Source organism: Phytopseudomonas dryadis, from assembly GCF_004327355.1.
In the GTDB taxonomy this organism is placed as follows: domain Bacteria; phylum Pseudomonadota; class Gammaproteobacteria; order Pseudomonadales; family Pseudomonadaceae; genus Aquipseudomonas; species Aquipseudomonas dryadis.
In genome coordinates this window covers 24,696-46,807 of sequence record NZ_QJUM01000010.1, presented here as the reverse complement: position 1 = coordinate 46,807, position 22,112 = coordinate 24,696, and the positions used below count along the sequence as shown (strand labels likewise).

The window sequence follows — 22,112 nt, the reverse complement described above, 5'->3', positions numbered from 1 at the left end:
AAAGTCCGCGGTGTTGCCACCATTCGCCGCGGGGTCGCAGCTCCTACAATGCGTGGTGATCTTATCCGTAGGAGCCCGCTTGCGGGCGATGCGATCGTGCTCATCCAGCGGATGGGCATGCCGTTGCCATCAATCGCTGCGCTCAACCGCGGGCTACGCACCGGGTGCTTTTGTAGCCGATGTCGAGCGTGGTGAGATACGGAAAGAGGGGCCTGGATGTCGCGGTGCTCGATCCAGGCGAAGAGATACGGCACGAGATGACCCCGTGCCGCGTGGGCAGGTCAGACGCCGATTTCGCCGCCGTCGTTGCGCTGGATCACCACCGTGGCGGCCCGTGGACGAACGCTGGTGCCGGCTGGCGTTTCGTCCGTAGCGACGTCGGTGGACGGCCAGTTACCCGGATGCTGGATGTTGACGAAGATCGTCTTGTTGTCCGGCGCGAAGGCGATGCCGGTCACTTCGCTGCCGTTGGGGCCGACGAAGAAACGGCGCAGGTCCACCTGGTTCTCGGCGTTGACCGGTACCTGCTCGCCACTGGCGTCGACCAGGTTGCTGGGGATCACTGCCAGCATCTGGTCGTTGGTGTAGCTGGTCACGCTCTCTTCGCCATTGTCGGTCTGGATCCACAGGATCCCGCGGCTGTCGAAGCTCATGCCGTCCGGGCTGGCGAACTGGTTGAGTTCGGTCAGCCCGGAGCGGTTGATATCGGGCGTGCCCGAGGCGTTGGCGCCGAATACGAAGATGTCCCAGTCGAAGCTCAGCTGGTCGTCGCTGTCGTGCCAGCGGATGATGTGGCCATGGTTGTTCGGCCCGCGCGGGTTGGCGGCGTCCACATCGGCGGCGGTGCGGTTGCTGTTGTTGGTCAGGGTCAGGTAGACGTCGCCGTTGAGCGGGTTGACAGCGGTCCACTCCGGTCGGTCCATCGGCGTCGCGCCCACGGCATCGGCGGCGCCACGGGTATTGAGGATGATCCCCTGCAGGTCGGTGAACAGCGCGCCCAGGGTGCTGCCGCTGGTGGTGGGACTGTCCACGGTCAGCGGCAGCCAGTCGCCGGAGCCGTCGTCGTTGAAGCGCGCCACGTACAGGGTACCGTTGTCCATGTACTTGGCACCGGTGGCCAGGCGGTCGCTGGGGTTGGCGTCCGCGGCTTCCCAGAGTGCCGCGGAGACGAACTTGTACAGGTATTCGCCACGGGAATCGTCGCCGCTGTAGAACACCACCGGCTTGCCGACCACCGGCAGCGTCGGCCAGCAACCCTCGTGGCGGAAACGGCCGAGAGCGGTGCGTTTCACCGCGCGGCTGTTGGCGGTGTAGGGGTCGATCTCGACGATGTAGCCGTAGGTGCTGGCCTCGTTGCGATAGTCGTCGGTAGCCGATGCACCGGTCGGGGTGACGTTGAAACGGGCGAATTCATCGTCGATCTCGCTGGCGTCACCGGCGGCGGTTTCCCAGCGGTAATTGCCGCGCGTGGTGCTGATGCCGATGCGTTGCTGATCGGCGGGGAGGGTGCCGGTATTGACGAAGATGCCTGGCCAGTTCTCCTCGCAGGTCAGGTAGGTGCCCCAGGGGGTGTAGCCGTTGCCGCAGTTGTTGTTGGTGCCGCGGGTCTGGGTGCCGTCGGTGGAGAACCTGGTCTTGAGGTGGTCGCTGCCGCGCAGCGGACCGGCGATATCCATCAGCGTGGCGGTGGTGTAGCGACGGTTGAGCGGGTCATTGTCGACGATCTGCCAGCGGCCGTTGACCTTGCTGATGCGCATGACGCCAGCGCCGTGGGCGTTGATTTCCTTGCGCACTTCATCGACCGGGCGCTTGCCACTGGCATCCAGGGTCGGGCCGTTGGGATGCAGTGCGTTGGCATCGATGTATTCATAGTTGACCGCCAGCAGGCCGTCGTCCGAGCTGCCGTTGATGGGGAAGAAGTGCATGCCGTCGTGATGCATGCCGGCCGAGTTGGCCTGTTCCTCGGGGCTGTTGCTGCCATCCGCTTTCCAGGTTCCCCCCGCGCTGTTGAACGGCGTTCCCCAGGGGGCCAGCACATAGGCGCTGTAACCGGCGGCTACCACGCAGGCATCGGTGCGCGAGCCGGCGATGGACTCGAAGCCCAGCGCCAGTTTCGGCTCGGAGGGGGGCTCGGTGGCGGGGCTGTCGTTGCTGGAACCGCCGCTGTCGAAACAGCCGGTGAGGCCGGTGCCCGCGATCATGGCGATCGCGGCGCCCAGGCCACCGCGCATCACGCTACGACGGCTCAGATAGGCGTCCAGAACCGAAGCCATCGGCAGGTTGCCACTGGGGTTGCGATCCAGGTTATCGCCGGTATCTCGACTCATCAGGTCATGTCCTTCTTCTGTTGAAACTGCTTGAGGAAGCCGAGACTTTAGAGACCGAGTGTGATGATTTTTTGGCAGTTCTGTTAACGACTATTGAAGGCTTTATGACGCTATCAGGCTGATTTATCTTATTTTTTTGATTCATGGCCCAGGCAGGGCTGTCGAATAACTGCCATTAAACTGTCACATAAGCTGCCCAGTATTCCGCCCCGAACAATGGATAAAGGTGAGGCGAGCGGGGGCGATGACGAACATCGGCAGACGTGAAGTGATGAGCTGGATGGGCATCGGTGCAATGGCCCCGATGCTCAGCGCCTGCTCGGGCTTCGCGACCCCACGGCAGGACGGGCAATCCGAACTGGAATTGCTGTATTTCGCCGATACCCTGGATGCACGGCAGCCTGGTCAACCGGTGGTTCCGGCCACTCGACTGGGCCCGGTTTCCCACCTCGGGCGAGCGCCCTGGATTAGTGGCAGCAATGCCCACCAGGCACGCGGCGAACTCAATCCGCTGCTCGATGCGCGCCTGGCCGAAGGCGTCAGCACCGGTGGTTATGCCGTACTGGGTGCCTTGCTGGAAGAACTGCGTCAGCACCATGGCGCCGAGCGCTGCCTGACCCTGGAGAACGGCCAGGGCTGGAACGGCAGCGGGCTGGCCTATCTGACCCAGGGGGAGAGTGGCGCGCAGGGTAGCCAACTGCTCGGCAGCGAGGTGCGGGTCAGCAGCGATGAGCGTGTGCTGTGGCCACAACGCTGTGCCGGCCTTTATCGGCATTTCGCTCGGCCCGTCGTCGGCGCCGGCCTTGCAGACGCCCAGGCCCAGGCGCTGGGTAGCGAACCCTTCACCCTCATCCGGCGCGCCGGGGTGCGGATCGCGGTAGTGGGGATTACCGACCCTTATGCCGGGGATCAGAACGCTTCCTTGAAACAGTGGTACCAATCGCTGCTGCCGGCCTTCAAGGAGGCACGTGCCCAGGCCGATCTGGTCATCGCCCTGGCCGATGTCGGGACCGGTCCCGGCCTGTGGCTGGCCGAACGCCTGAGCGATGCCGATCTGCTGTTGTGTGCCCGTGGTCAGGACTTCTGGCCGGCGCCGATCGAGGTACTGCAGAGCAGCGGCAGACGGGTGCCGGTGGTACTTGGCGGCTGTCGGGCCAGCGGTGCCTTTCATATCGGGTGCCAGCGGCAGGCGGGACAATGGACGTTCGTCGCGCGCTTTCACCCGGCGTTCGAACATCTGCTTTCCCCGGCGGGCCAGGTGCATGCGGCGCGCTTGCGTACGCAGTTGCAGGCCCAGCGGGCGCCGCACGCCGCTTGGCTCGATCAGCCACTGGCCAAGGCGCCGCAGGCGCTGTGGCGTCGCGATACCCGGGGTGGCAGCTGGGACCGCCTGCTGCATCAGGCATTGTCCGATGACGGCAAGATGCAGGTGTTGCTGCCTGGGCTGCGTTACGACAGCCCCGTAGCCGCCGGCCAGGCGATTACCCGAGAACAACTGATCAGCCTGACTGGCGGTTATCCGGCTCCCGTCGTGGAGGCGCCGGTAAAACCTCTCGAAGGCGTGCTGGAAAACGCAGCCGAGCAACTGTTCGGTGATCCCCTGTTACTCGACAACAGCCAGGATCTGCCGCGCTGGCAGGGGCAGGCCTGGCAGGTCAACTACAGTCCGACCGGCAAGCGCGTTTCCGGCCTGGCTCCGCTCGACGGCATGTGCCGCAGTGTTTCCATGGCCTACGACGCCAACGCCGATGAACCGCTGTGGCAGCGCGTCGAGGCGTGGTTGGCCACGCAACCGAGCGACTGGCAGCTACCTGCTCTGCATCTGCCCAGCGTGCGCTACGTACAGGGCCATCCCGGCTGGCATCCCAGAGGCGTCAGTTGATCAGCGCACAGCGACTGTGGAGCGGCCTGTGGCTGACCCTCGGCGCCTGGCTGGCGGCGCAGTGCGTATTGCAGCTCAGCCGTGAACCGCAACCGGCCCGTGCCGCTGCCGTCGATGTGGCAGCGCCCCCTGGCCTGCTGGTGGGCCACTGGCAACTGAATGCCGATGGCGACGCACTGCCGCTGACCCGCCTGCCGATCCAGTACCTGGGCGGGCTGCGCGCGGTGCCGCTGAGCGCCACCGTGGTGGTGCTGCGCTACGGCCAGCAGGTGCGCAGCGTCAGCCGTGGGCAACGCCTGGCGCCCGGCATCGTGCTGCAGGACATCGACGAAACCGGGCTGATTTTCGATAACCAGGGGCGGCGCGAGCGCCTGCCCTGGCCGCCACGGCCTGCCGTGACCGGCTTCAAGCGGCAAGGATAAGAGATGATCGTTCGCTACTGCCTGGCCGCTCTGCTGGCCCTGGGATCAGCCCAGACTCTGGCTGATGAAGGGCTGGACCTGCCGGTCGCCGAGTCGCCGCTGTACGAGGTGAATTTCGTCGACACCGAACTCGGCGAGTTCATCGACAGCGTGTCGCAGATCACCGGCACGACCTTTATCGTCGACCCGCGGGTCAAGGGCAAGGTCACCGTGCGCACGGTCGAGCGCCATGACAGCGAAGCGATCTACGACATCTTTCTCGCGCAACTGCGTGCCCAGGGTTTTGCCGCGGTCAATCTGCCCAACGGCAGCGTGAAGATTCTCCCCGATCAGGCGGCGCGCCTGGAACCGGTGCCCGTGGACCCCAGCGGCGCACAGCAGGCCGGCGGCGACGGTATCGCCACCCGGGTATTCAGCGTACGCAACGCCGCCAGCGAACAACTGCTCGGCATCCTCAAGCCGCTGATCGACCCACGGGTGGGCGTCATCACGCCGTATCCCGCCGCCAACCTGCTGGTGGTCACCGACTGGCGCAGCAATCTGGAACGTATCGATCGCCTGCTGGCCGAGCTCGATCAGGTCAGTGACGAGCCGTTGCAGGTGATGCCCCTGCAGCATGCCAGCGCTGCCGACACCAGCGTGCTGATCACTCGCCTGCTGGCCAGCGAGAAGGGCGGCGACAGCGCCCAGGTGATCGCCGATCCGCGCAGCAACGCCTTGCTGGTACGTGGCAGTGCGGCCAGCCGTGAGCGGGTGCGTGCCCTGCTGACACAACTGGATCGGCCGGGTGGCGAGCTGCGTAGCTCCAATACCCAGGTGATCTACCTGCGCCATGCCAACGCCGCTGAGGTGGTGAAGGTGTTGCGCGGTCTCAGTCAGGAGGCCCCCCAGGCCCCCGGCGAGGGCACGGAGGGCGTCCAGGCTGCACGCCTGCCGATCAGTGATTCGGGTGTGCGCCTGGAGTACGAGGAGGGCAGCAACGCAGTGGTGATGGTCGGCCCGGACAGCGAGCTGGCAGCCTACCGCTCCATCGTCGAACAACTGGACATCCGCCGTGCCCAGGTGGTGGTCGAGGCGATCATCGCCGAGGTCTCCGATTCCCGTGCCGAAGAGCTGGGCGTGCAGTGGCTGTTCGCCGACGAGAAACTTGGCGCCGGGGTGGTCAACTTCAGCGCGGGCGGCGCGAACATCGCGGGTATCGCCGGTGCGGCGGCCAGTGGCGACAACGCCGCCCTCGGTGAGCTGCTTTCCGGTGTCAACGGCGCGACCGCCGGCATCGGCCATTTCGGTGGCGGATTCAATTTCGCCGTGCTGCTCAATGCGCTGAAGAGCAAGAGCGGCTTCAACCTGCTTTCCACGCCGACGCTGCTGACCCTGGACAACGCTGAGGCGTCGATTCTGGTTGGCCAGGAAGTACCCTTCGTCACCGGCTCGGTGACCCAGAACAACAGCAACCCGTACCAGACCATCGAGCGCCGCGAAGTCGGTGTGAAGTTGCGCATCAAGCCGCAGATCAATATCGACAACAGCGTGCGCCTGGACATCGTTCAGGAAGTGTCGTCGATCGCCGACTACGCCTCGGCCAGCGATGTGATCACCAACAAGCGCGAGATCAAGACCAAGGTGATGGTCGAGGACAACGGCCTGATCATTCTCGGCGGGCTGATCAGCGACGAAGTCAGCAATGCGGATCAGAAGGTGCCGCTGCTCGGTGACATTCCCGGGCTCGGCCGACTGTTTCGTTCCTCCGGCAAGAGCGGCGTCAAGCAGAACCTGATGGTCTTCATTCGCCCGCGCATCCTGCGTGACGGGCCGAGCATCGCCAGTTTCAGTGCCGAGAAATACCAGAATCTGCAGCGCGAGACGGCGCTCAAGTTGCCCGCGCTGGACGGCGATGCCCGGCTGCAGCAGCTCTTCCCTGCAAGCCGCGCACGCCTCGATGGGGGCGCCTGGTAATGAGCCTGTTGCCCTATCGCCTGGCCCGTCAGGCCGGCCTGGCCTGGGTGCCCAGCGAGGGTAGCTGGAGCCTGTGGCTGTGCGATGACGCCGACAGCGACCAGTTGCAGGAATTGCTGCGTGTCGAGGGTGCGCCCGGCGCGGTGTGTCGCTTGCCGCGGGCCGAGTTCGAGCAACGCCTGGGCCAGCTGTACCAGGCTGGCGAGGGGGCGAATGCGGCGCTGATCGAGGGCATTGGCGAACAGGTCGATCTCGCCAGCCTGATAGACGACATGCCGCGCATCGAGGATCTGCTCGAGAGCGACGACGAGGCGCCGGTGATCCGCCTGATCAATGGTCTGTTCGCCCAGGCGCTGCAGTTGCAGGCCTCGGATATCCATATCGAGACCTTCGAGCAGAGCCTGGTGGTGCGCCTGCGCATCGACGGCCACCTGCGCGAGGTGCTGCGCCCGCCACGGGCGTTGTCGGCCATGCTGGTGTCGCGGATCAAGGTCATGGCACGCCTGGATATTGCCGAAAAACGTCAGCCCCAGGATGGCCGCATCACCCTGCGCGCCGCTGGCCGCGAGGTCGACGTGCGGGTTTCCACGCTGCCGGGCATTCATGGCGAGCGAGTAGTGATGCGCGTGCTCGACAAGCAGGCCAGCCTGCTGGCGCTGCCCAATCTCGGTATGCCGCCAGCCGTGGAGCAGGGCCTGCGTGCCTGCCTGGGCCGCCCCAATGGCATCGTGTTGAGCACCGGGCCAACCGGCTCGGGCAAGACCACCACGCTGTACGCCAGCCTCAACAGCCTGAATGACGGTAGCCGCAACATCCTCACCGTCGAAGACCCGGTGGAATACGCCATCACCGGTATCGGCCAGACCGCCATCAACCCGCGTGCCGGGCTGACCTTCGCCAGTGGCTTGCGGGCGATCCTGCGCCAGGACCCGGACGTGATCATGCTTGGCGAAATCCGTGATCGGGAAACCGCGCAGATTGCCGTGCAGGCCAGTCTCACCGGGCATCTGGTGTTGTCGACCCTGCATACCAACAGTGCAGTGGGTGCCGTGACGCGGCTGCGCGACATGGGCATCGAGCCCTTCCTGATCGCTTCCTGCCTGCGTGGCGTGCTCGCCCAGCGCCTGGTGCGTCGCCTGTGCGGCTGTGCCGAACGTCGACCCCTGCAGGCCGCCGAACGGCAGTTGATGCCGGAGCTGGTCGGCCTCGAATACAGCTTTCATCCGGTCGGCTGCGAAGAGTGCCAGGGTTGCGGTTATCAGGGCCGCCTGGGGCTCTACGAATTCATCGAGCTGGATGCCGGGCTGATCGCACTGCTGTACAGCGGCGCCAGCGAGCCGAGCATGCAGGCCTACCTCGAGGATCGCCGGCAGAGCCTGTCGGCCATGGCCTGCGACTGCCTGGCACGCGGCGACACCAGCCTCGCCGAAGTGCTGCGTGCGGTGCAGGGCTGAGTATGCCGACCTATCGCTATCAGGCCGTCGACCTGGCCGGCAAGCCGCACAAGGCCAGCCTGCAGGCGGACAGCGAGCGCCACGCCCGGCAGTTGCTGCGCGAGAGCGGCTTGTTCGCCCGCGAGTTGCATCGTCACGACCCGCAAAGCCGGCAGCCGCGCCGCCAGCGGGTCAGCCGTGCGCAACTGTGCGAGCTGACCCGGCAACTGGCGACCCTCACCGGCGCAGGCATTGCGCTGGTCGACGCACTGGGTACCCTGGAACGGCAACTGGTCCAGCCAGCCCTGCGCAGCCTGCTGGTGGCGGTGCGCGGCTCCCTCGCCGAGGGCGTTGGCCTGGCCCGCAGCCTGGCGCGTCAGGGCGGGGTGTTCTCGACGCTGTATTGCGCGCTGGTCGAGGCGGGCGAGCGCTCCGGTCGCCTGGCCCAGGTGCTCGAACGTCTGGCCGAGCACCTGGAGCAGGTCCAGCGGCAACAGCACAAGGCCCGCACCGCGCTGATCTATCCGGCCGTGCTGATGGGCGTTTCCCTGGCCGTGGTGATCGGCCTGATGACCTTCGTGGTGCCCAAGCTCACCGAACAGTTCGCCCATGCCGGGCAGAGCCTGCCGTGGATCACCACGCTGCTGATCGGCATCAGCAATACGCTGGTGCTGCTCGGCCCCTGGCTGCTGGGCGCGGCACTGCTGGCGGCGTTGGTCGGCAAGCTGCTGCTGCGCAAGCCGCACTGGTGCCTGCGCCGCGATGATCTGCTGCTGCGTTTGCCCCAGGTCGGCGTGCTCCTGCAGGTGCTGGAGAGCGCCCGGCTGTCGCGCAGCCTGGCGATCCTCGCCGGCAGTGGCGTGCCATTGCTCGAAGCCCTGCAAGTGGCGACCGCCACGGTCAACAACCGGCGCATCCGCCTGGCCCTGGAGCGGGTCGGCAGCGAGGTGAAGGGCGGCGTCAGCCTGCACCGCGCCCTGGAGGCCAGCGGCCATTTTCCACCGTTGCTGCTGAACATGGTCGCCAGTGGCGAAGCCAGCGGCACCCTGCCGGACATGCTCGAACGCGTGGCGGACAACCAGGAGCGTGGCTTCGCCCGCCAGGTGGACACCGCCATGGCGCTATTCGAACCCCTGATGATTCTGGTGATGGGCGGCGTGGTGCTGTTCATCGTAATGGCCGTGCTGCTGCCAATCATGCAGCTCAATCAGGGCCTGACACTGTGAGGAGGAGAGCCATCATGCGCAGCAATCGTTTCACTCAACGGGGCTTCACCCTGATGGAAATCATGGTGGTGATCTTCATCATGGGGCTGTTGATCGCCGTGGTCGCGCCCAGCGTACTGGGTAGCCAGGACAAGGCCATGAAGCAGAAGGTGATGGCCGACCTGTCGACCTTCGAACAGGCCCTGGACATGTACCGCCTCGACAACCTGCGCTTCCCCAGCAACGAGCAGGGGCTGTCGGCACTGGTGATCAAGCCCACCGTCGAACCGCTGCCGCGCGCCTGGCGCGCCGATGGTTACATCCGCCGCTTGCCGCAAGACCCCTGGGGCAACGCCTACCAGTACCGCAGCCCGGGCGAGCATGGTCGGGTCGACGTCTATTCGTTGGGCGCCGATGGCATCGAGGGCGGCGAGGGCATCGATGCCGACCTGGGCAACTGGGCGCTTTGAGACGCTGCCATGAACCGGAATGACAGCAAGGTGGCGGGAGTGCGTAGGGTGGACAACGCTCTTTTTGTCCACCATTGCGATCGTAAGCGGTGGACGGGTAAAGCGTCGTCGACCCTACGTGGCTGGGAGCTCTGGTAGGTGTTCAGGCAGCGCGGGTTCAGCCTGCTGGAGCTGCTGGTGGTGCTGTTCATCGCCGGCTTGCTGACCAGCCTCGGCGTGGCCTGGCTCGACAGTGGCCAGGCGCCGGCGCAGCAGGCGCTGGAGCGCCTTGCCGCGGCCAGCCGCGCCCAGGCTGCAGTGGCGCTGCACGCCGGACAGATTCATGGCCTGCGCTGGAATGGCCAGCGCCCGGAGTTCGTGCGCCAGGTGCGCGACAACGATCGACTGCGCTGGCAGGTCGAGGCGGTAGCGCTGGGCGAGTGGCCGACGATGCTGAGGCCTGACTGGCCGGCTGCCGGTGAGCCGCGCCTGGTCTTCACGCCAAACGGGGTCGGTCGCGCGCAGGCACTGCGCTGGCACTGGCCAGAGGGCGGCGAACAGTGGCAGTGGGACAGCGCCGGTCGCTTGCAACGGACGTCGTTGCCATGAAGCGTCAGCGTGGTTTCACCCTGCTTGAGGTGACGGTCGCTCTGGGTATCGCCGCCACGCTGGCGGTCATGACCAGCCAGGTGCTGCGCCAGCGCCTGGCCGTGCAGCAAAGCGTTCAGCAGCATCAACTCGGCGCGCTGTGTGCCCGCGAGCTGGAAGCACGCTTCGCGGTCGAGCAGCTCTGGCCTGTGCAGAACAGCCTCGCTGGCGTTCTCGCCCAGGGCCACGGCAACTGCCACTGGCAACTGCAGATGCAGGGCACCGGTGTACGGGACCTGCGGCGTGCCGAGCTGAGCCTGTTCGCTGATGGCGATCGCCGCGAGTCGCTGGGACGGTATCAACTGTTTCTGGTGCGCCCGTGAGGGACAGGCAGCGCGGTTTGACTCTGGTGGAACTGCTGGTCGCTCTGGCGCTGACGGCCTTGTTGGGTGTGCTGCTGGCTGCCCTGGTCAATGGCTGGATCAACGTTCGCGAGCGCTTGTCGCAGGGCTCTGCGGGGATGCCGGTACTGGATTTCTGTCTGGCGCTGGAGCGTCGTTTCGATACCACCGTGCTGCGTCAGCTCCATGAGCGGCGCTTGCCGCTGGCCTTGAACTGGCTGGACTGGCAACCGGACGAGCTGCAACTGCAGTGGGTGGCGCTGGGCGCCTGGCCGAGCGCCGAAGGCGGTGCCCGTCTGCAGCGTCAGCGTCTTGCTTACGACCGCCGCAGCCAGCGTCTGCTGATGCACACCTCCAGCGATCTGTACGCCGCAGCCGAACCGGTCTGGACACTGCGCGAGCAGCTGGATCGGGTGCAGTCGGTGAGTTTTACCTTTCGTCAGGACAGCCGCTGGCTGGCCTGGCCATCGACGGACAGGTTGCGCCCGGACAGGGGCGTGCGCCTGACTTTTCAGCGGGATGGAGCACCCTATGTCTGTACGTTCGCCCTGCCGTGGGGCCGTTCATGAAACTTGAGCGCTGGCGTCGCCGCGCGGCACGGCCCTGGCTTTTACTGCGCCCGGGTGCGCATGCCGAGGCCTGGCAATGGGCACGGGTAGAGCAGGGCCGCGTGCAGGCGTCAGGTTCTGGTGCGCCGCCGACGATACCGGGCACACGGGTGGCGCTGGTGCTGCCGGGCGAGCTGTGCAGCCATTTTCAGGTGCCCGCGCCGCCGGGGCTGAAACGTCACGAATGGCCGTTGTTGCTCGAGGATCGCCTGCTGCAGAACGCTCAGGATCTTGCCTGTGGCTGCCTGGCCCGTGAGCCCGGCTCCATGCAACTGGTCTGCGTCGAACAGGCGCTGCTGGATGGCTGGCTGGCCCAGTGCGCCGAGTGGCAACTCGATGTGCAGCGTTGCTGGGCGCAGTTCCAGCTATTACCGGTGCCGTCTCCAGGCTCGGCATGGTACTGGCGACAGGACGCGGGCGCGAGCCTGTTCGTCGGTAGCAGTGCCGAGGCACGCCAGCACTGGCTGGCCTGGCCTGTCGCGCTTCAGGCGGCAACGCCTGCCGGTGTTTGGCGCGAGCTCGAGATACAGACGGTCGAGGGCGATTGGCCCGAGTCTCTCGCCGCGCTGGATGACATGCCCAGCCTGTTCGAACGGCGCCGGGCGAAACGCCAGGCCCGGCATATGAGCCCTGGCCTTTGGCGTCTGCCTGCCGTGTGTCTGGCCCTGGCCGTGCTCTGGGCTGGCCTGTGGGCCAGCCAGCAGTGGCGGCAGCAGGGCGTCTATCGGGCACAGGTGGAAGAGGTGGTCGGGCCGGTCGCGTCATTGCGCGAAGCCGCGCAGCGGGTGAAGCAGCAGCGTCTGGGGGCGGATGAGCGACAGCTTCGTTTGCGACAACTGGAACATCTGCAGACCGAACTCGATGGCTGGTTGCGTGCCAACGGTAGCTGGCGATTGAGCGCCGCCCAATTCGATGGTCAGCGCTGGACGCTGCGCCTGCAGGGGCATGAGGTCGTCGACGATTCACCCTGGCAGGCGATGGCCAGCGCCATAGGCGTGGCGGTGCAGGTGACCCAGGCAGGCGACGAACTCAATTTGACCTTCGACCTGGGAGCCGCATCATGAGGCTGAATCTCGAGCGCCGCGGCGTGCGTCTGCTGGCGGTGGCGATCATCGCCGTATTGCTGGCGCTGCTGGCCTGGCGTGAAGGCCAGCAGCGCTGGCAGGCGTTCGGCCAATGGCAGGCGCTGGCTCAGTCGGCCCTGGCCTTGCGAGCCGCCAGGGCACTGACCGCCGATGACCTGCAGCAGGCCGCCAAGGCCCGTGAAATCAGCATCGAAACCCTGGAGCCCGGCAGTGAAGAGTGGCTGGTGCGCGGTCGGTTGAAGGATGAGCGCGTGTTGCAGGACTGGCTCCAGCAGTTGCAGCGAGAGGGTGCACGACCCTTGCGCTGGGGGCTGCGGCGTGACGACTCGGCGCTGCACTTCGAACTGGCGCTGCAGCGATGACGCGGCGCGCTTGGCTGTGGGCGCTGCTGGTCTTCGCCCTGACGCTGCTGGTCGAGTTGCCCGCCCGCTGGCTGTTGGCGCCGCTGCCCGTCCCGCTGGCAGGCATCAGTGGCAGTATCTGGCAAGGGCGGGCCGAGCGCCTGGGCGATCTCGGCCCGTTGCGCTGGCATTGGCAACCCTGGCGGCTGAGGGTGCAAGGGAGTGCCGGTTATCAGGGGCAGCGCTGGCAGTTGCAGGTTTCCGGCTGGCCCTGGCGTTGGCAGGCCTCGCTGCAACCCGCCAATGATCCGCATACCCTGGCTACCGGCTACCGCCTGGCGGGGCACTGGCAGGGCATGATCGAGCTGACAGGCAGCGGGTCGCGCTGCCTGTCGGCAGGCGGACATTTACAGGCCGATGGGCTGGCGCTGCTGGCGCCCTGGCAGTTGGACCTGGGGCAGGCGCGTCTGGCGCTCGATTGCAGTGCTGGCTGGAAACTGGCTGGGCAGTTGAGCCTGGCTGGGCAGCATCATGCCGAATTGGCGGCCGATCTGCTCGCCAGGCAGGCCAGGTTGACGGGGCGAGTCGAGCCTGGCGCGGCACTGCAACCGCTACTGGTCAGTGCACAATGGCTGGCGCCGGGCGGCACGCAGGTAGCGCGCAGCATACGTTGGTAACCGCGCTGCCTCAGGGCCGGATCTCGATCAGCGTGCCGTCCTTGACCAGGGCCCAGACCTCGCGCATGTCGGCGTTCTTCAGGGCGATGCAGCCTTCGGTCCAGTCCAGGGTGTGGAAGAACCACTCGGGGTATTCCTCATCCAAGGGCGTGCCGTGGATCATGATCATGCTGCCCGGCTTCACGCCGGCGGCTTTCGCCTGGGCCTGGTCGCGGGCGTTGGGGTAGGAGATGTGCATGGACAACTGGTACTTCTCGCTGGGGCGGCGCCAGTCGATCCAGTAGAAACCTTCCGGCGTGCGTTTGTCGCCTTCGTACTGCTTGGCGCCGAGCGGCTGCTTGCCCAGGGAAATACGGTAGGACTTGAGCGTTTCACCGCGGCTGATCAGGTGCAGCCGGCGCTGCGCCTTCTCCACCAGCACCTTGTCGACGGTCGCTGCAGTCGAGGCGGGCGCTGTGGCGGCATGACCCGCGCAAGAGAGCGTGAAGCAGAGCAGGGCGAGCAACCAGCGCATAGGGTGTTTCCGACTGAGCAGATGGCCGGTAGGCGGCGGATATTCATTCTAAGGCAGCGACCTGGGAGCGCCTAGAGGCGTGCCAGCAAACCGGCCAATAGCCTCCGAGCCCGTAGCCTGTGGTTGAGCGAAGCGATACCCAGGGAATACGCTCCCGGGTATCGCTTCGCTCAACGCCGGGCTACCGATGTGCGCGTCAGGACAGCCCGTAGCCTGTGGTTGAGCGCAGCGATACCCAGGGAATACGTTCCCGGGTATCGCTTCGCTCAACGCCGGGCTACCGATAGGCGCATCAGGACAGTGATGGCAGCTCGTTGGCGCGCTTCGGCCTGCTCGCCGCCGCGGAGGTCGATCTCGCGGACGCCGCGCAGGCGCGCACCATCACCTGCCTGCAGCCGCTGGCCGTTGAGCTCGACACTGCCAGTGGCCACGTGAACGTAGGCGTAGCGATGCTCGTCCAGGGTCAGGCTGGCCTGCTCGGCGCCGTCGAACAAGCCGGCGTAGACCCGTGCCTGCTGGCGCACCTGCAAGGAACCAGCGGCCCCGTCCGGGGAGATGATCAGGCACAGCCGGCCGCGTTTCTGCTCGGTGCTGAAGTGCTCCTGCTGGTAGCGCGGTTCGGCCTGGCGCACATTGGGCACGATCCAGATCTGCAGGAAGTGCACCGGTTCGCTGGCCGAGTGGTTGTACTCGCTATGGGTCACGCCGCTGCCGGCGCTTATCAACTGCACGTCGCCGGGACGGATCACCGAGCCGTTGCCCAGGCTGTCCTTGTGTTCCAGGGCGCCCTGCAGTACGTAGGAGAAGATTTCCATGTTGCGGTGCGGGTGCTGAGCGAAACCCTTGGCCGGCGCCACGCTGTCGTCGTTGATCACCAGCAGGTCGGAGAAACCCCTTTGCCGCGGATCGTAATAGTCGGCGAAGGAAAAGGTGTGGAAGGACTTGAGCCAGCCATGGTCGGCGTGGCCACGATCGGTCGCTTTACGGATAGCCAGCATGATGAAGCCTCCTATGGATTGAAGCGGCCTTGTCGGCGGCATGGGGCCATCTTACTGACCATCCAGGGGGCGATTGACGAGCCGTTCATCACCTGTCCACGATGGCCTTCGAGCAGGCGCGTCAGCCTACCGTCACTGCCTGCGTAACCTCCAGCAAAATAGGCGCGAGCTCCTCGATTACCTTTTGCTCCGGCCAATTGCTCAACTGCGCCGTGATGTTGACCGACGCGACCGTCTGGAAATGCACGTTGCGAATCGGTGCCGCGATACCGACCTGCCCAATCAACACTTGATCACTGGTGATCGCGTACCCGTTCTGGCGGGCGGCGATGATCTGCTCGAACAACACTTCGCGATCAGTCTGGGTGCGGGGCGTAAACGCGGTGGGCTGGGTGGCGGCGAGGCTGTCGCGAATTTGCTGATCGGGTAGCGCCGACAGTAATACGCGCCCAGCCGACGTGCACCAGGCGGGCATCCGTCGCCCTGGGAGCATTTCAGCGAAGGTCTGGTGATTACCGGGTATGCGCATCACATAAACGATGTCGTGCTCACTGAGCACACTCAAGTTGACGGTGAGGCTGCAGCGTTCGCGGATCTGCTTGAGCAAGGGCAGGGCGCGGCTGATCAGTGGGTCTGCGTTGAGGTATAGGAAGCCCAGTTCGAGAGCCTTGTGCGTCAGGCTGTAACGCCGGGAACGTTCGTCCTTGGTCAGGTAGCCAAGCTCACACCAGGTGTAGGTAAAGCGCTGTGCAGCGCTCTTGGTCATCTGGCTGCTTTCCGCCAGTTCAGTCAGACCGATGGACGCCTGTCCATTGCGAAACATCTCCAGTACCCGAATGCCTTTTTCGAGGGTGGCGATGAACTGTGGATTGAGGTTTTTCAATTCTTTTGTGGACACAGCGTCCCTCCAGTTTTCGGCGTGCCGTGCGTCGAGACAAGCGCGAAACAGGATAACGCATGTTGACCTGGGGCACGCTCAGGGATATAAAAGGTACCACATTACAACATAAAGTATCGTAATTCGATACATTTGAGTGAATATGACAGTATCGAACTCTCCCGAACTCTTGATGAAATCGGCCTGCGAGCAAGCCGCGCAAATCCGCTCCGGACACTTGTCCGCCCGCGAGCTGACCGAAGCCTGCCTGCAGCAGATCGACGCTCTCAATCCCGTCCTCAATGCGCTGGTAACGGTGGATGCCGAGGGCGCCTTGAGAAAAGCTGACGAAGCTGACCGCCGCCAGAGCAGAGGCGAGCCGCTGGGGGCATTGCATGGTTTGCCTCTGGCGCATAAAGACTCTTTTCTGACGGCAGGCATGCGCACCACTTGGGGCTCAAAGGTGTATGCCGATCATGTCCCTCAAGTCGACTCGTTGATCGTTAGTCGCCAGGCCGAGGCAGGGTCGATTCTGCTGGGTAAAACCAACCTCCCGGAGTTCGGGGCCGGTTCGCAGACATTCAACGAGGTCTTCGGTGTCACTCGTAATCCCTATGACCACACGCTGACCTGCGGCGGCAGCAGTGGCGGCGCCGCAGTCGCATTGGCGACCGGCATGGTTGCCTTGGCCGACGGTACCGACATGGGCGGTTCGCTGCGTAACCCGGCGAGCTTCTGCAATATCGTCGGCCTGCGCCCATCGATCGGTCGGGTGCCGATCTGGCCCAATCCCAACAGCTTTGGCCAAGTGACCGCTGCTGGTCCCATGGGGCGCTGCGTTGCCGACGTCGCGCTCTTGCTCAGCGTGATCGCCGGCCCGGATCGTCGAGATCCATTGAGCATCGATCAGCCCGGTACGCTCTATCGTCAAGACTTGAGCGCTGATTTCAAGGGCGCGCGTATTGCCTACAGTCCCGACCTGGGCGGCTTGCCGGTAGCGGCGCCGGTGCGCGCCATCATTGACCAGGGTGCCAAGCGTCTTGCTGACATGGGATGCCTCGTCGAACATGCCGAGCCCGATTTCAGCGGCGCCTCCCACGCTTTCCAAGTCCTGCGGGCCATGACCTACGCCAGCGGTTACGCGAGCCTGTTGCAGACCCACCGTGACCAGCTTAAAGGCACGCTGATCTGGAATATCGAGCTGGCAAGTACCTTCAGCGCACAGGACGTGATCAGCGCTGAGCAACGGCGTGCGCGCTTGTTCCGCGACACTCAACAGTTGCTTGAGACCTATGACTTCATTATCGCCCCGGTCAGTCAGGTATTGCCTTTCCCGGTCGATCAGCCATTCGTTGAGCGAATTGGCGAGCAGGAAATGCACAACTACATCGAGTGGATGGATTCGTGCTCGTTGATCACCTTGACCGGTCACCCGGCGATGTCATTGCCCTGCGGTTTCACTGAGCAGGGGTTGCCGGTGGGCCTGCAAATCATTGGGCGATACCGCGATGAATTGACCCTGCTCAAGCTGGCGCAGGCTTTTGAAACCGCCAGCAAACCGTACACCCAGGGCTAACCGATCTGATCAATCTCAATGCTGGCAACGCGCATATAGACGCCTCGACTCGCCAGCTGGGTTCCTCTTACAAAAATGCCAAAACTATCGGGAGCTTGTATGTCATCCACCTCCATACCGGTGTGCTCTAAGACACGCCAACCTGTCAGAGCCGCGGCTGGTTCATTTCTCGGCACCTTGATCGAATGGTTCGACTTCTACATTTACGCGACGGCTTCGGCGTTGATCTTCAGCCATGTATTTTTCCCTGGAAGTAGCCAACTGGTGGGTACGCTTTCTTCGTTCGCGACGCTGGCGGTGGGTTTTGTCGCGAGACCTCTGGGAGGGATAATTTTCGGCCACTTGGGTGATCGTTATGGGCGCAAGTATTCGCTGATCCTCACGCTGTTTCTGATGGGAGCTTCTACAGTTGGTATCGGCTTGCTGCCGTCTTACGAGCAGGCAGGCATGCTGGCGCCGGTGCTTTTGGTGCTATTGCGCATCTGTCAAGGTATCGCGGTCGGCGGTGAGTGGGGCGGGGCGGTGTTGTTGGCGAGCGAGCACGCGCCAGAGGGGAAAAAGAGCTTCTATGCTTCCTTTGCCCAATTAGGTAGCCCGGCAGGATTGATCTTGGCTCTGATTGCCTTCCGCTACATCAGCGCCATGCCAGAAGAGGACATGTACGCCTGGGGTTGGCGCCTGCCGTTTATAGGCAGTGTGGTGTTGCTGCTGCTGGCGTTTGTGATTCGCCGTGGTGTTCACGAATCGCCGGAGTTCGAAGCCAATAAACTGGCTGCTGATGTACCGCTGCAGTCGCCGGTCAAGGTGGTGCTGCGTGATTCTTGGCCGTTGGTGCTGCTGGTGATGGGCGCGTGCACCATCGGTATTTCGTCCGCCTACTTCACCAACACCTTCATGATTGCTTACAGCACTCAGTACCTGGGGATTAAAAGCTCCGTGATCCTCGAATGCCTGTCGGTGGTTGCCATCGTGCAACTGATCAACCAGCCGATCGCCGCATGGCTAGCCGACAAGGTCGGCGCGGGACGGTTCCTGCTGATCACCTCGGGAATGAGTATGCTGGTGCCGTATGTGATGTTCAGCTTGGTCGAAACCGGGCAGAGTCTGATGATCATCCTGGGGATCTCGTTGACGAAGATTTTCTCGTCAGCGTTCTACGCAGTGATCGCCGGCTACATCGTCAACATTTTCCCGTTGCACCAACGTTACTCGGGTATTTCCTTGGCCTACCAGGCTTGCGGCGCTCTGATCGGCGGCACAACGCCCATGCTCGGGACGCTGATCGCCGGGCAAGCCGGAGGACTCTGGTGGCCGTTGGCGGTGTTCTATTCGGTGCTGGCATTCACCTCGTTCATATGCGTGCTGATGTTGGTATGGCGCAAAGAAGCCATTGTGCGTTGACTTGAATCAGCCTGGCCTTCCCGGAGGCTCCAGTTCTTGAGCGGATGGAGCCATGAAGACAGCAACGGAGTATTCCCCGTGAGTCCGCGAGCGAACGCTTGGTTTGCTGCTGGAGCATCAAGACGAGCATGGGGCGGCGTGGACGGTGATCTGCTCAATTGCCGCCAGGATTGGTTGTACCGCCGCAACACTGCGCCGCTGGATGCGCCAGGCCGAACGCGACAATCGCAAGCGTGAAGGTCAGGCCAGCAGCAAACGCTAGCGGATTAAGGGACTGGAGCGTGAGATGCGTAAGCTGCGTCAGGCCAGCGAAATGAGGCTCGCGCCAGGCAACTTGTACTATGTTTAGACAGCCTTTCCCTACCAGGACGTTGCTCCATGGGCTGCCCACAAGTGTGTGCGTGCGCGGTGATGCAATGCAGCTTCGGTGCCGCACCTGCGGTGCTGAACGTATTGCCCGGCAACCGGATGCTCACGGCAGGCATGCCTGCGGCGAACATCATGGATCATATCCCGCTGGTGAATATTTCTACCTTCGGCCTGTGCCAGAGCCTGGCCAATCCGATGGTGGCCGCCGCCACGGCGGCCGCACTGGGCGTATTGACGCCCATGCCGTGCCTTCCGGCCACGGCCACGCCCTGGATTCCCGGCGGGCCGCCGACCCTGCTGCTGGGTAACATGCCGGCGCTGGATGCCAACAGCACGCTGATGTGCACCTGGGGCGGGGTGATCAAGATCCAGATGCCGGGCCAGGTGCAGATGCTGATTCCCTGATCAGGCTTCGCTCGATTCGCTGCGCTGCTTCAACCACCAGCGCAGCCTGGAGAGCGGTTTGCCCTTGGCGTCGAGGGGACGACCGTCGTTGCTGAACGCTTGTCCCGGCTCCAGCAATCGACCATTCACGTATCGGCTGCGCAACGCGACCTGGCCGTTGCCGTGGTAGCGCAGGCAGGCGCCATCCCGGACGCCATCGCGATAGTGTTCGACTTCCGCCAGGCTGCCATCCGGAAAGTAGCTGCTGGCTTCGCCATGCATCAGGCCATGGCGGTAATTCACCTTGCGCTGCAGCCAGCCCTCCACGGCATGATAGGTGGCGACGCCATGCAACCTGCTGCGTGCATAGGGCAATCGCGCCGATACCTGGCCATTGGCATGGAAGAGGGTAACCGGCCCATCCAGCTCGCCCTGGCTGTAGCTCAGCTGCGCCTGGGGCCGGCCCGCTTCCTCGATACGTACACGGCCGTCCAGTCGGCCATCCTGCAACTGGCCCTGCATACGGCTGTCGCCGCGGGTGAGATCGAGCTTGCCGGACTGCCCCATGCCTGACTCCTCAATTCACCTTTACCAGGCCGCCCTTGAGGGTCAGCATGCCGCCGCCATCCACGGTCTGTTCGGCGGCGGCCTTGTTGGTCAGGCTGATGCCGGCGTCGTTGGTCAGGGTGGTGCCGGCCTTGTTGTCCAGGGAGGTGCCCGCCTGGTTGGTGAGCGAAGTGCCGGCCTTGTCGGTCAGGGCCATGCCGGCCTGGGTGGTGAGGTTGGCATCGCTCTTGGCGGTCAGGTCGCCAGTGCTTTGCAAGGTCAGGGTGCCACCGACCTTGATGGTCAGGTTGCCGTCCACGGTCAGCTCGTAGTTGCCGGTCACCCTGTGCGAATAATTGCCGCCGGTGCTGTGGGTCTGGTCGCCACCGACCTTCAGGGTGCGGGAGTCTTTCACATCCAGGCTATCGCTGCCGGTCTGGATGGTCACCGTGCGCTTGCCCTTCTCCAGGGTGATGGTCTCGTCGCCTTCCTTCACCGTGCGGGTGCGGGCGTTCTGCACGGTGAGGGTCTCGTCATGGCCCACGCTGGCGGTGCTGTCGTTGAGTACGTTGATGTTGAAGTCCTTCTGCGCCTGCAGGAACACCTCTTCGCCGTCCTTCCTGTCCTCGAAACGCAGCTCGTTGAAGCCGCCGCCACCCTTGGACGACTGGGTCTTGATCCCCGATTGCGTCTGGTTGGCCGGCAGGGCATAGGGCAGGGCGTTGTCGCCGTTGTAGACGCAACCCGTGACCAGCGGCCGATCCGGGTCGCCGTCGATAAAGGTCACGATCACTTCCTGGCCGATGCGCGGGATGAACTGCATGCCGAAGCCCTTGCCGCTCCAGGGCAATACCACGCGCACCCAGCAGGAACTGGTTTCATCGTTCTTGCCGTCGCGGTCCCAGGGGAACTGGATCTTGATGCGGCCGTACTGGTCGGTCCAGATATCCTCGCCGGACTTGCCCACGACGATTGCAGTCTGTGAATGCGTCCGTGGTTTCGGTGTGCTGCGTTGCGGACGAAACGGCGTGGCTTTGGGGATCGCTTCGAAGCGGTTGCGATAGCTTTCATGGCTGACGTCATGGGTGACCCGCGTCACCACCCAGTCGATATTCAGGCTCGCATCGTCGTGACCGTCGAGGGTGAACCAGTGCCCCGGAACCAGCCAGCGGCAGTCGCTTTCGCCGACAAAACGCTTTTCCTCGCTGCGCAAACCATCGACGCGCTGTTTGGTCAACGCATCGCCGCGCGCCTTGGCGTTGTAACCACCCGGATGCTCATAGATCGAACGCGGCCCGGCCACCGCTTCGGCCTGGCCGTACAACGAGGTGGTCGGCGTGGTGAACTCATAATCCGTCGCCCGATAAACCCCGGCCACCGCTTGCAGGCACACCTGTCCAGAGCGAATCCCATGCAGCTCCCGCTCGCCCAGTCTTTGTCCCAGATACTTGACTGTTGGCCCGTTGGGGATCTGCACGAAGGCGTCGTTGCTGTCGCCGAGCACCAGCGTGTGCTTGCCATCGTCGTGGGTGAAGAACCAGAAAATGCCTTCTTCCTCCAGCAGCCGCGAGACGAAGGCGAAGTCTGTTTCGCCGTATTGCACGCAGTATTCGCGTGGGGTATAGCTGGCGTTGAGCTCGAGCTGGTAGTCGCTGAAGCCGTGGAGGTCGAAGATGGCGGTGACGATCTCGTCGGTGGTCTTGTTCTGGAATACCCGGTTATTGCTCGCCAGGGTCAGCCACCACAGCCATGGCCTTAGCACAAGTTGATAGCGCTCGGCGGTGGCGTCGGCGGGGAGTTGGCGGACTTCGGCGACCAGCGCATCAAACGGGCGCAGTTGCGTGTCGTTGTGCAGGGTAGTAGTGACGTGGGTGGCGATAGCGCTGGTCAGGGTGAGAGAGGCACCGTCGTTCAGACCGTAGAGGGTTTGTGCGCCCAGCGTGTTGAGCACCTCATCGCCGGACAGCGATTCAGGGAAAAGCGCCGACAGCGAGGGGGCGGTAAGGGAGAGGGTGGTATTGCTGTCGGTGGATCGGGTCATTGAAGCGCCCTCAGTCAGAGGAACTCAGTGTG

General features: G+C 64.2%; 21 protein-coding genes and 1 pseudogene. 16 read left to right on the top strand and 6 right to left on the bottom strand.

The annotated features are described in order from the left end of the window. Positions 1-281 precede the first annotated feature (281 nt). The gene (locus DNK34_RS10320) at positions 282-2,327 is read right to left on the bottom strand and encodes a PhoX family protein (protein ID WP_131174638.1); all 2,046 of its coding nucleotides are present in this window, start codon (positions 2,325-2,327) and stop codon (positions 282-284) included. 244 nt (positions 2,328-2,571) lie between these two features. Between DNK34_RS10320 and DNK34_RS10315 the strand changes: the two genes are divergently transcribed. The 12 genes from DNK34_RS10315 (at position 2,572) to DNK34_RS10260 (ending at position 13,374) form a co-directional block, all read left to right on the top strand. Beyond that, entirely contained in the window at positions 2,572-4,209 is a 1,638-nt protein-coding gene (locus DNK34_RS10315) for a bifunctional UDP-sugar hydrolase/5'-nucleotidase (RefSeq protein ID WP_131174637.1), read from the top strand. Beyond that, positions 4,206-4,631, top strand: a complete 426-nt coding sequence (locus tag DNK34_RS10310) for a pilus assembly protein PilZ (protein ID WP_131174636.1) — start codon at positions 4,206-4,208, stop codon at positions 4,629-4,631. Before DNK34_RS10315 ends, DNK34_RS10310 begins: the two co-directional genes overlap by 4 nt. 3 nt (positions 4,632-4,634) lie before the next feature. Then, positions 4,635-6,587, top strand: coding sequence for a type II secretion system secretin GspD (gspD, locus tag DNK34_RS10305; protein ID WP_131174635.1), 1,953 nt, complete (start codon positions 4,635-4,637; stop codon positions 6,585-6,587). Positions 6,588-6,592: 5 nt separating this feature from the next. Beyond that, positions 6,593-8,041, top strand: coding sequence for a GspE/PulE family protein (locus DNK34_RS10300; RefSeq protein WP_131174753.1), 1,449 nt, complete (start codon positions 6,593-6,595; stop codon positions 8,039-8,041). Positions 8,042-8,043: 2 nt separating this feature from the next. Beyond that, positions 8,044-9,246: a type II secretion system inner membrane protein GspF gene (gene gspF / locus DNK34_RS10295; RefSeq protein WP_131174634.1), complete on the top strand. Its 1,203-nt coding sequence runs from the start codon at positions 8,044-8,046 to the stop codon at positions 9,244-9,246. A 14-nt stretch (positions 9,247-9,260) separates the two neighbouring features. Then, complete coding sequence (gene gspG / locus DNK34_RS10290) at positions 9,261-9,695, top strand: type II secretion system major pseudopilin GspG (RefSeq protein ID WP_131174633.1); 435 nt, start codon at positions 9,261-9,263, stop codon at positions 9,693-9,695. A gap of 138 nt (positions 9,696-9,833) precedes the next feature. After that, positions 9,834-10,283, top strand: a complete 450-nt coding sequence (gene gspH / locus DNK34_RS10285; protein WP_131174632.1) for a type II secretion system minor pseudopilin GspH — start codon at positions 9,834-9,836, stop codon at positions 10,281-10,283. Continuing rightward, positions 10,280-10,645: a type II secretion system protein gene (locus DNK34_RS10280; RefSeq protein ID WP_131174631.1), complete on the top strand. Its 366-nt coding sequence runs from the start codon at positions 10,280-10,282 to the stop codon at positions 10,643-10,645. Before gspH ends, DNK34_RS10280 begins: the two co-directional genes overlap by 4 nt. Continuing rightward, on the top strand, positions 10,642-11,232 hold the full coding sequence (locus tag DNK34_RS10275) for a prepilin-type N-terminal cleavage/methylation domain-containing protein (RefSeq protein WP_131174630.1): 591 nt from the start codon (positions 10,642-10,644) through the stop codon (positions 11,230-11,232). The genes DNK34_RS10280 and DNK34_RS10275 overlap by 4 nt, the downstream gene beginning before the upstream one ends. Beyond that, positions 11,229-12,335: a GspL/Epsl periplasmic domain-containing protein gene (locus DNK34_RS10270; protein ID WP_131174629.1), complete on the top strand. Its 1,107-nt coding sequence runs from the start codon at positions 11,229-11,231 to the stop codon at positions 12,333-12,335. Before DNK34_RS10275 ends, DNK34_RS10270 begins: the two co-directional genes overlap by 4 nt. Beyond that, complete coding sequence (gspM, locus tag DNK34_RS10265; protein ID WP_131174628.1) at positions 12,332-12,718, top strand: type II secretion system protein GspM; 387 nt, start codon at positions 12,332-12,334, stop codon at positions 12,716-12,718. The genes DNK34_RS10270 and gspM overlap by 4 nt, the downstream gene beginning before the upstream one ends. Then, positions 12,715-13,374, top strand: coding sequence for a general secretion pathway protein GspN (locus tag DNK34_RS10260; protein WP_131174627.1), 660 nt, complete (start codon positions 12,715-12,717; stop codon positions 13,372-13,374). Before gspM ends, DNK34_RS10260 begins: the two co-directional genes overlap by 4 nt. Before the next feature lie 10 nt (positions 13,375-13,384). Here the strand turns inward: DNK34_RS10260 and DNK34_RS10255 are convergent, their stop codons facing one another. The 3 genes from DNK34_RS10255 to DNK34_RS10245 all read right to left on the bottom strand — a co-directional run bounded on the left by DNK34_RS10255 (position 13,385) and on the right by DNK34_RS10245 (position 15,784). Then, a complete protein-coding gene (locus tag DNK34_RS10255) occupies positions 13,385-13,888 on the bottom strand; it encodes a L,D-transpeptidase family protein (protein WP_131174626.1) in 504 nt (167 codons plus the stop codon). Between the two features lie 266 nt (positions 13,889-14,154). Continuing rightward, positions 14,155-14,886, bottom strand: coding sequence for a pirin family protein (locus DNK34_RS10250; RefSeq protein ID WP_131174625.1), 732 nt, complete (start codon positions 14,884-14,886; stop codon positions 14,155-14,157). A gap of 121 nt (positions 14,887-15,007) precedes the next feature. Continuing rightward, positions 15,008-15,784, bottom strand: coding sequence for an IclR family transcriptional regulator (locus DNK34_RS10245; protein ID WP_131174624.1), 777 nt, complete (start codon positions 15,782-15,784; stop codon positions 15,008-15,010). A gap of 142 nt (positions 15,785-15,926) precedes the next feature. Here DNK34_RS10245 and DNK34_RS10240 point away from each other — a divergent pair, with 142 nt between their 5' ends. The 4 genes and pseudogenes from DNK34_RS10240 (at position 15,927) to DNK34_RS10230 (ending at position 19,514) form a co-directional block, all read left to right on the top strand. Beyond that, on the top strand, positions 15,927-17,339 hold the full coding sequence (locus tag DNK34_RS10240; RefSeq protein WP_165497298.1) for an amidase: 1,413 nt from the start codon (positions 15,927-15,929) through the stop codon (positions 17,337-17,339). Between the two features lie 99 nt (positions 17,340-17,438). Then, positions 17,439-18,740, top strand: a complete 1,302-nt coding sequence (locus DNK34_RS10235; RefSeq protein WP_131174623.1) for an MFS transporter — start codon at positions 17,439-17,441, stop codon at positions 18,738-18,740. A gap of 103 nt (positions 18,741-18,843) precedes the next feature. After that, a pseudogene (locus tag DNK34_RS25415) lies at positions 18,844-18,999 on the top strand (IS3 family transposase); the annotation flags it as partial. 119 nt (positions 19,000-19,118) lie between these two features. Then, positions 19,119-19,514 (top strand): DUF4280 domain-containing protein, encoded by a 396-nt coding sequence (locus DNK34_RS10230; RefSeq protein ID WP_131174622.1) that lies wholly within the window; start codon positions 19,119-19,121, stop codon positions 19,512-19,514. Here the strand turns inward: DNK34_RS10230 and DNK34_RS10225 are convergent, their stop codons facing one another. Together DNK34_RS10225 and DNK34_RS10220 are read right to left on the bottom strand one after the other, a co-directional pair. Then, positions 19,515-20,060, bottom strand: coding sequence for a toxin-antitoxin system YwqK family antitoxin (locus DNK34_RS10225; protein ID WP_131174621.1), 546 nt, complete (start codon positions 20,058-20,060; stop codon positions 19,515-19,517). 10 nt (positions 20,061-20,070) lie between these two features. After that, the gene (locus tag DNK34_RS10220; protein WP_131174620.1) at positions 20,071-22,080 is read right to left on the bottom strand and encodes a type VI secretion system Vgr family protein; all 2,010 of its coding nucleotides are present in this window, start codon (positions 22,078-22,080) and stop codon (positions 20,071-20,073) included. Positions 22,081-22,112 lie beyond the last annotated feature (32 nt).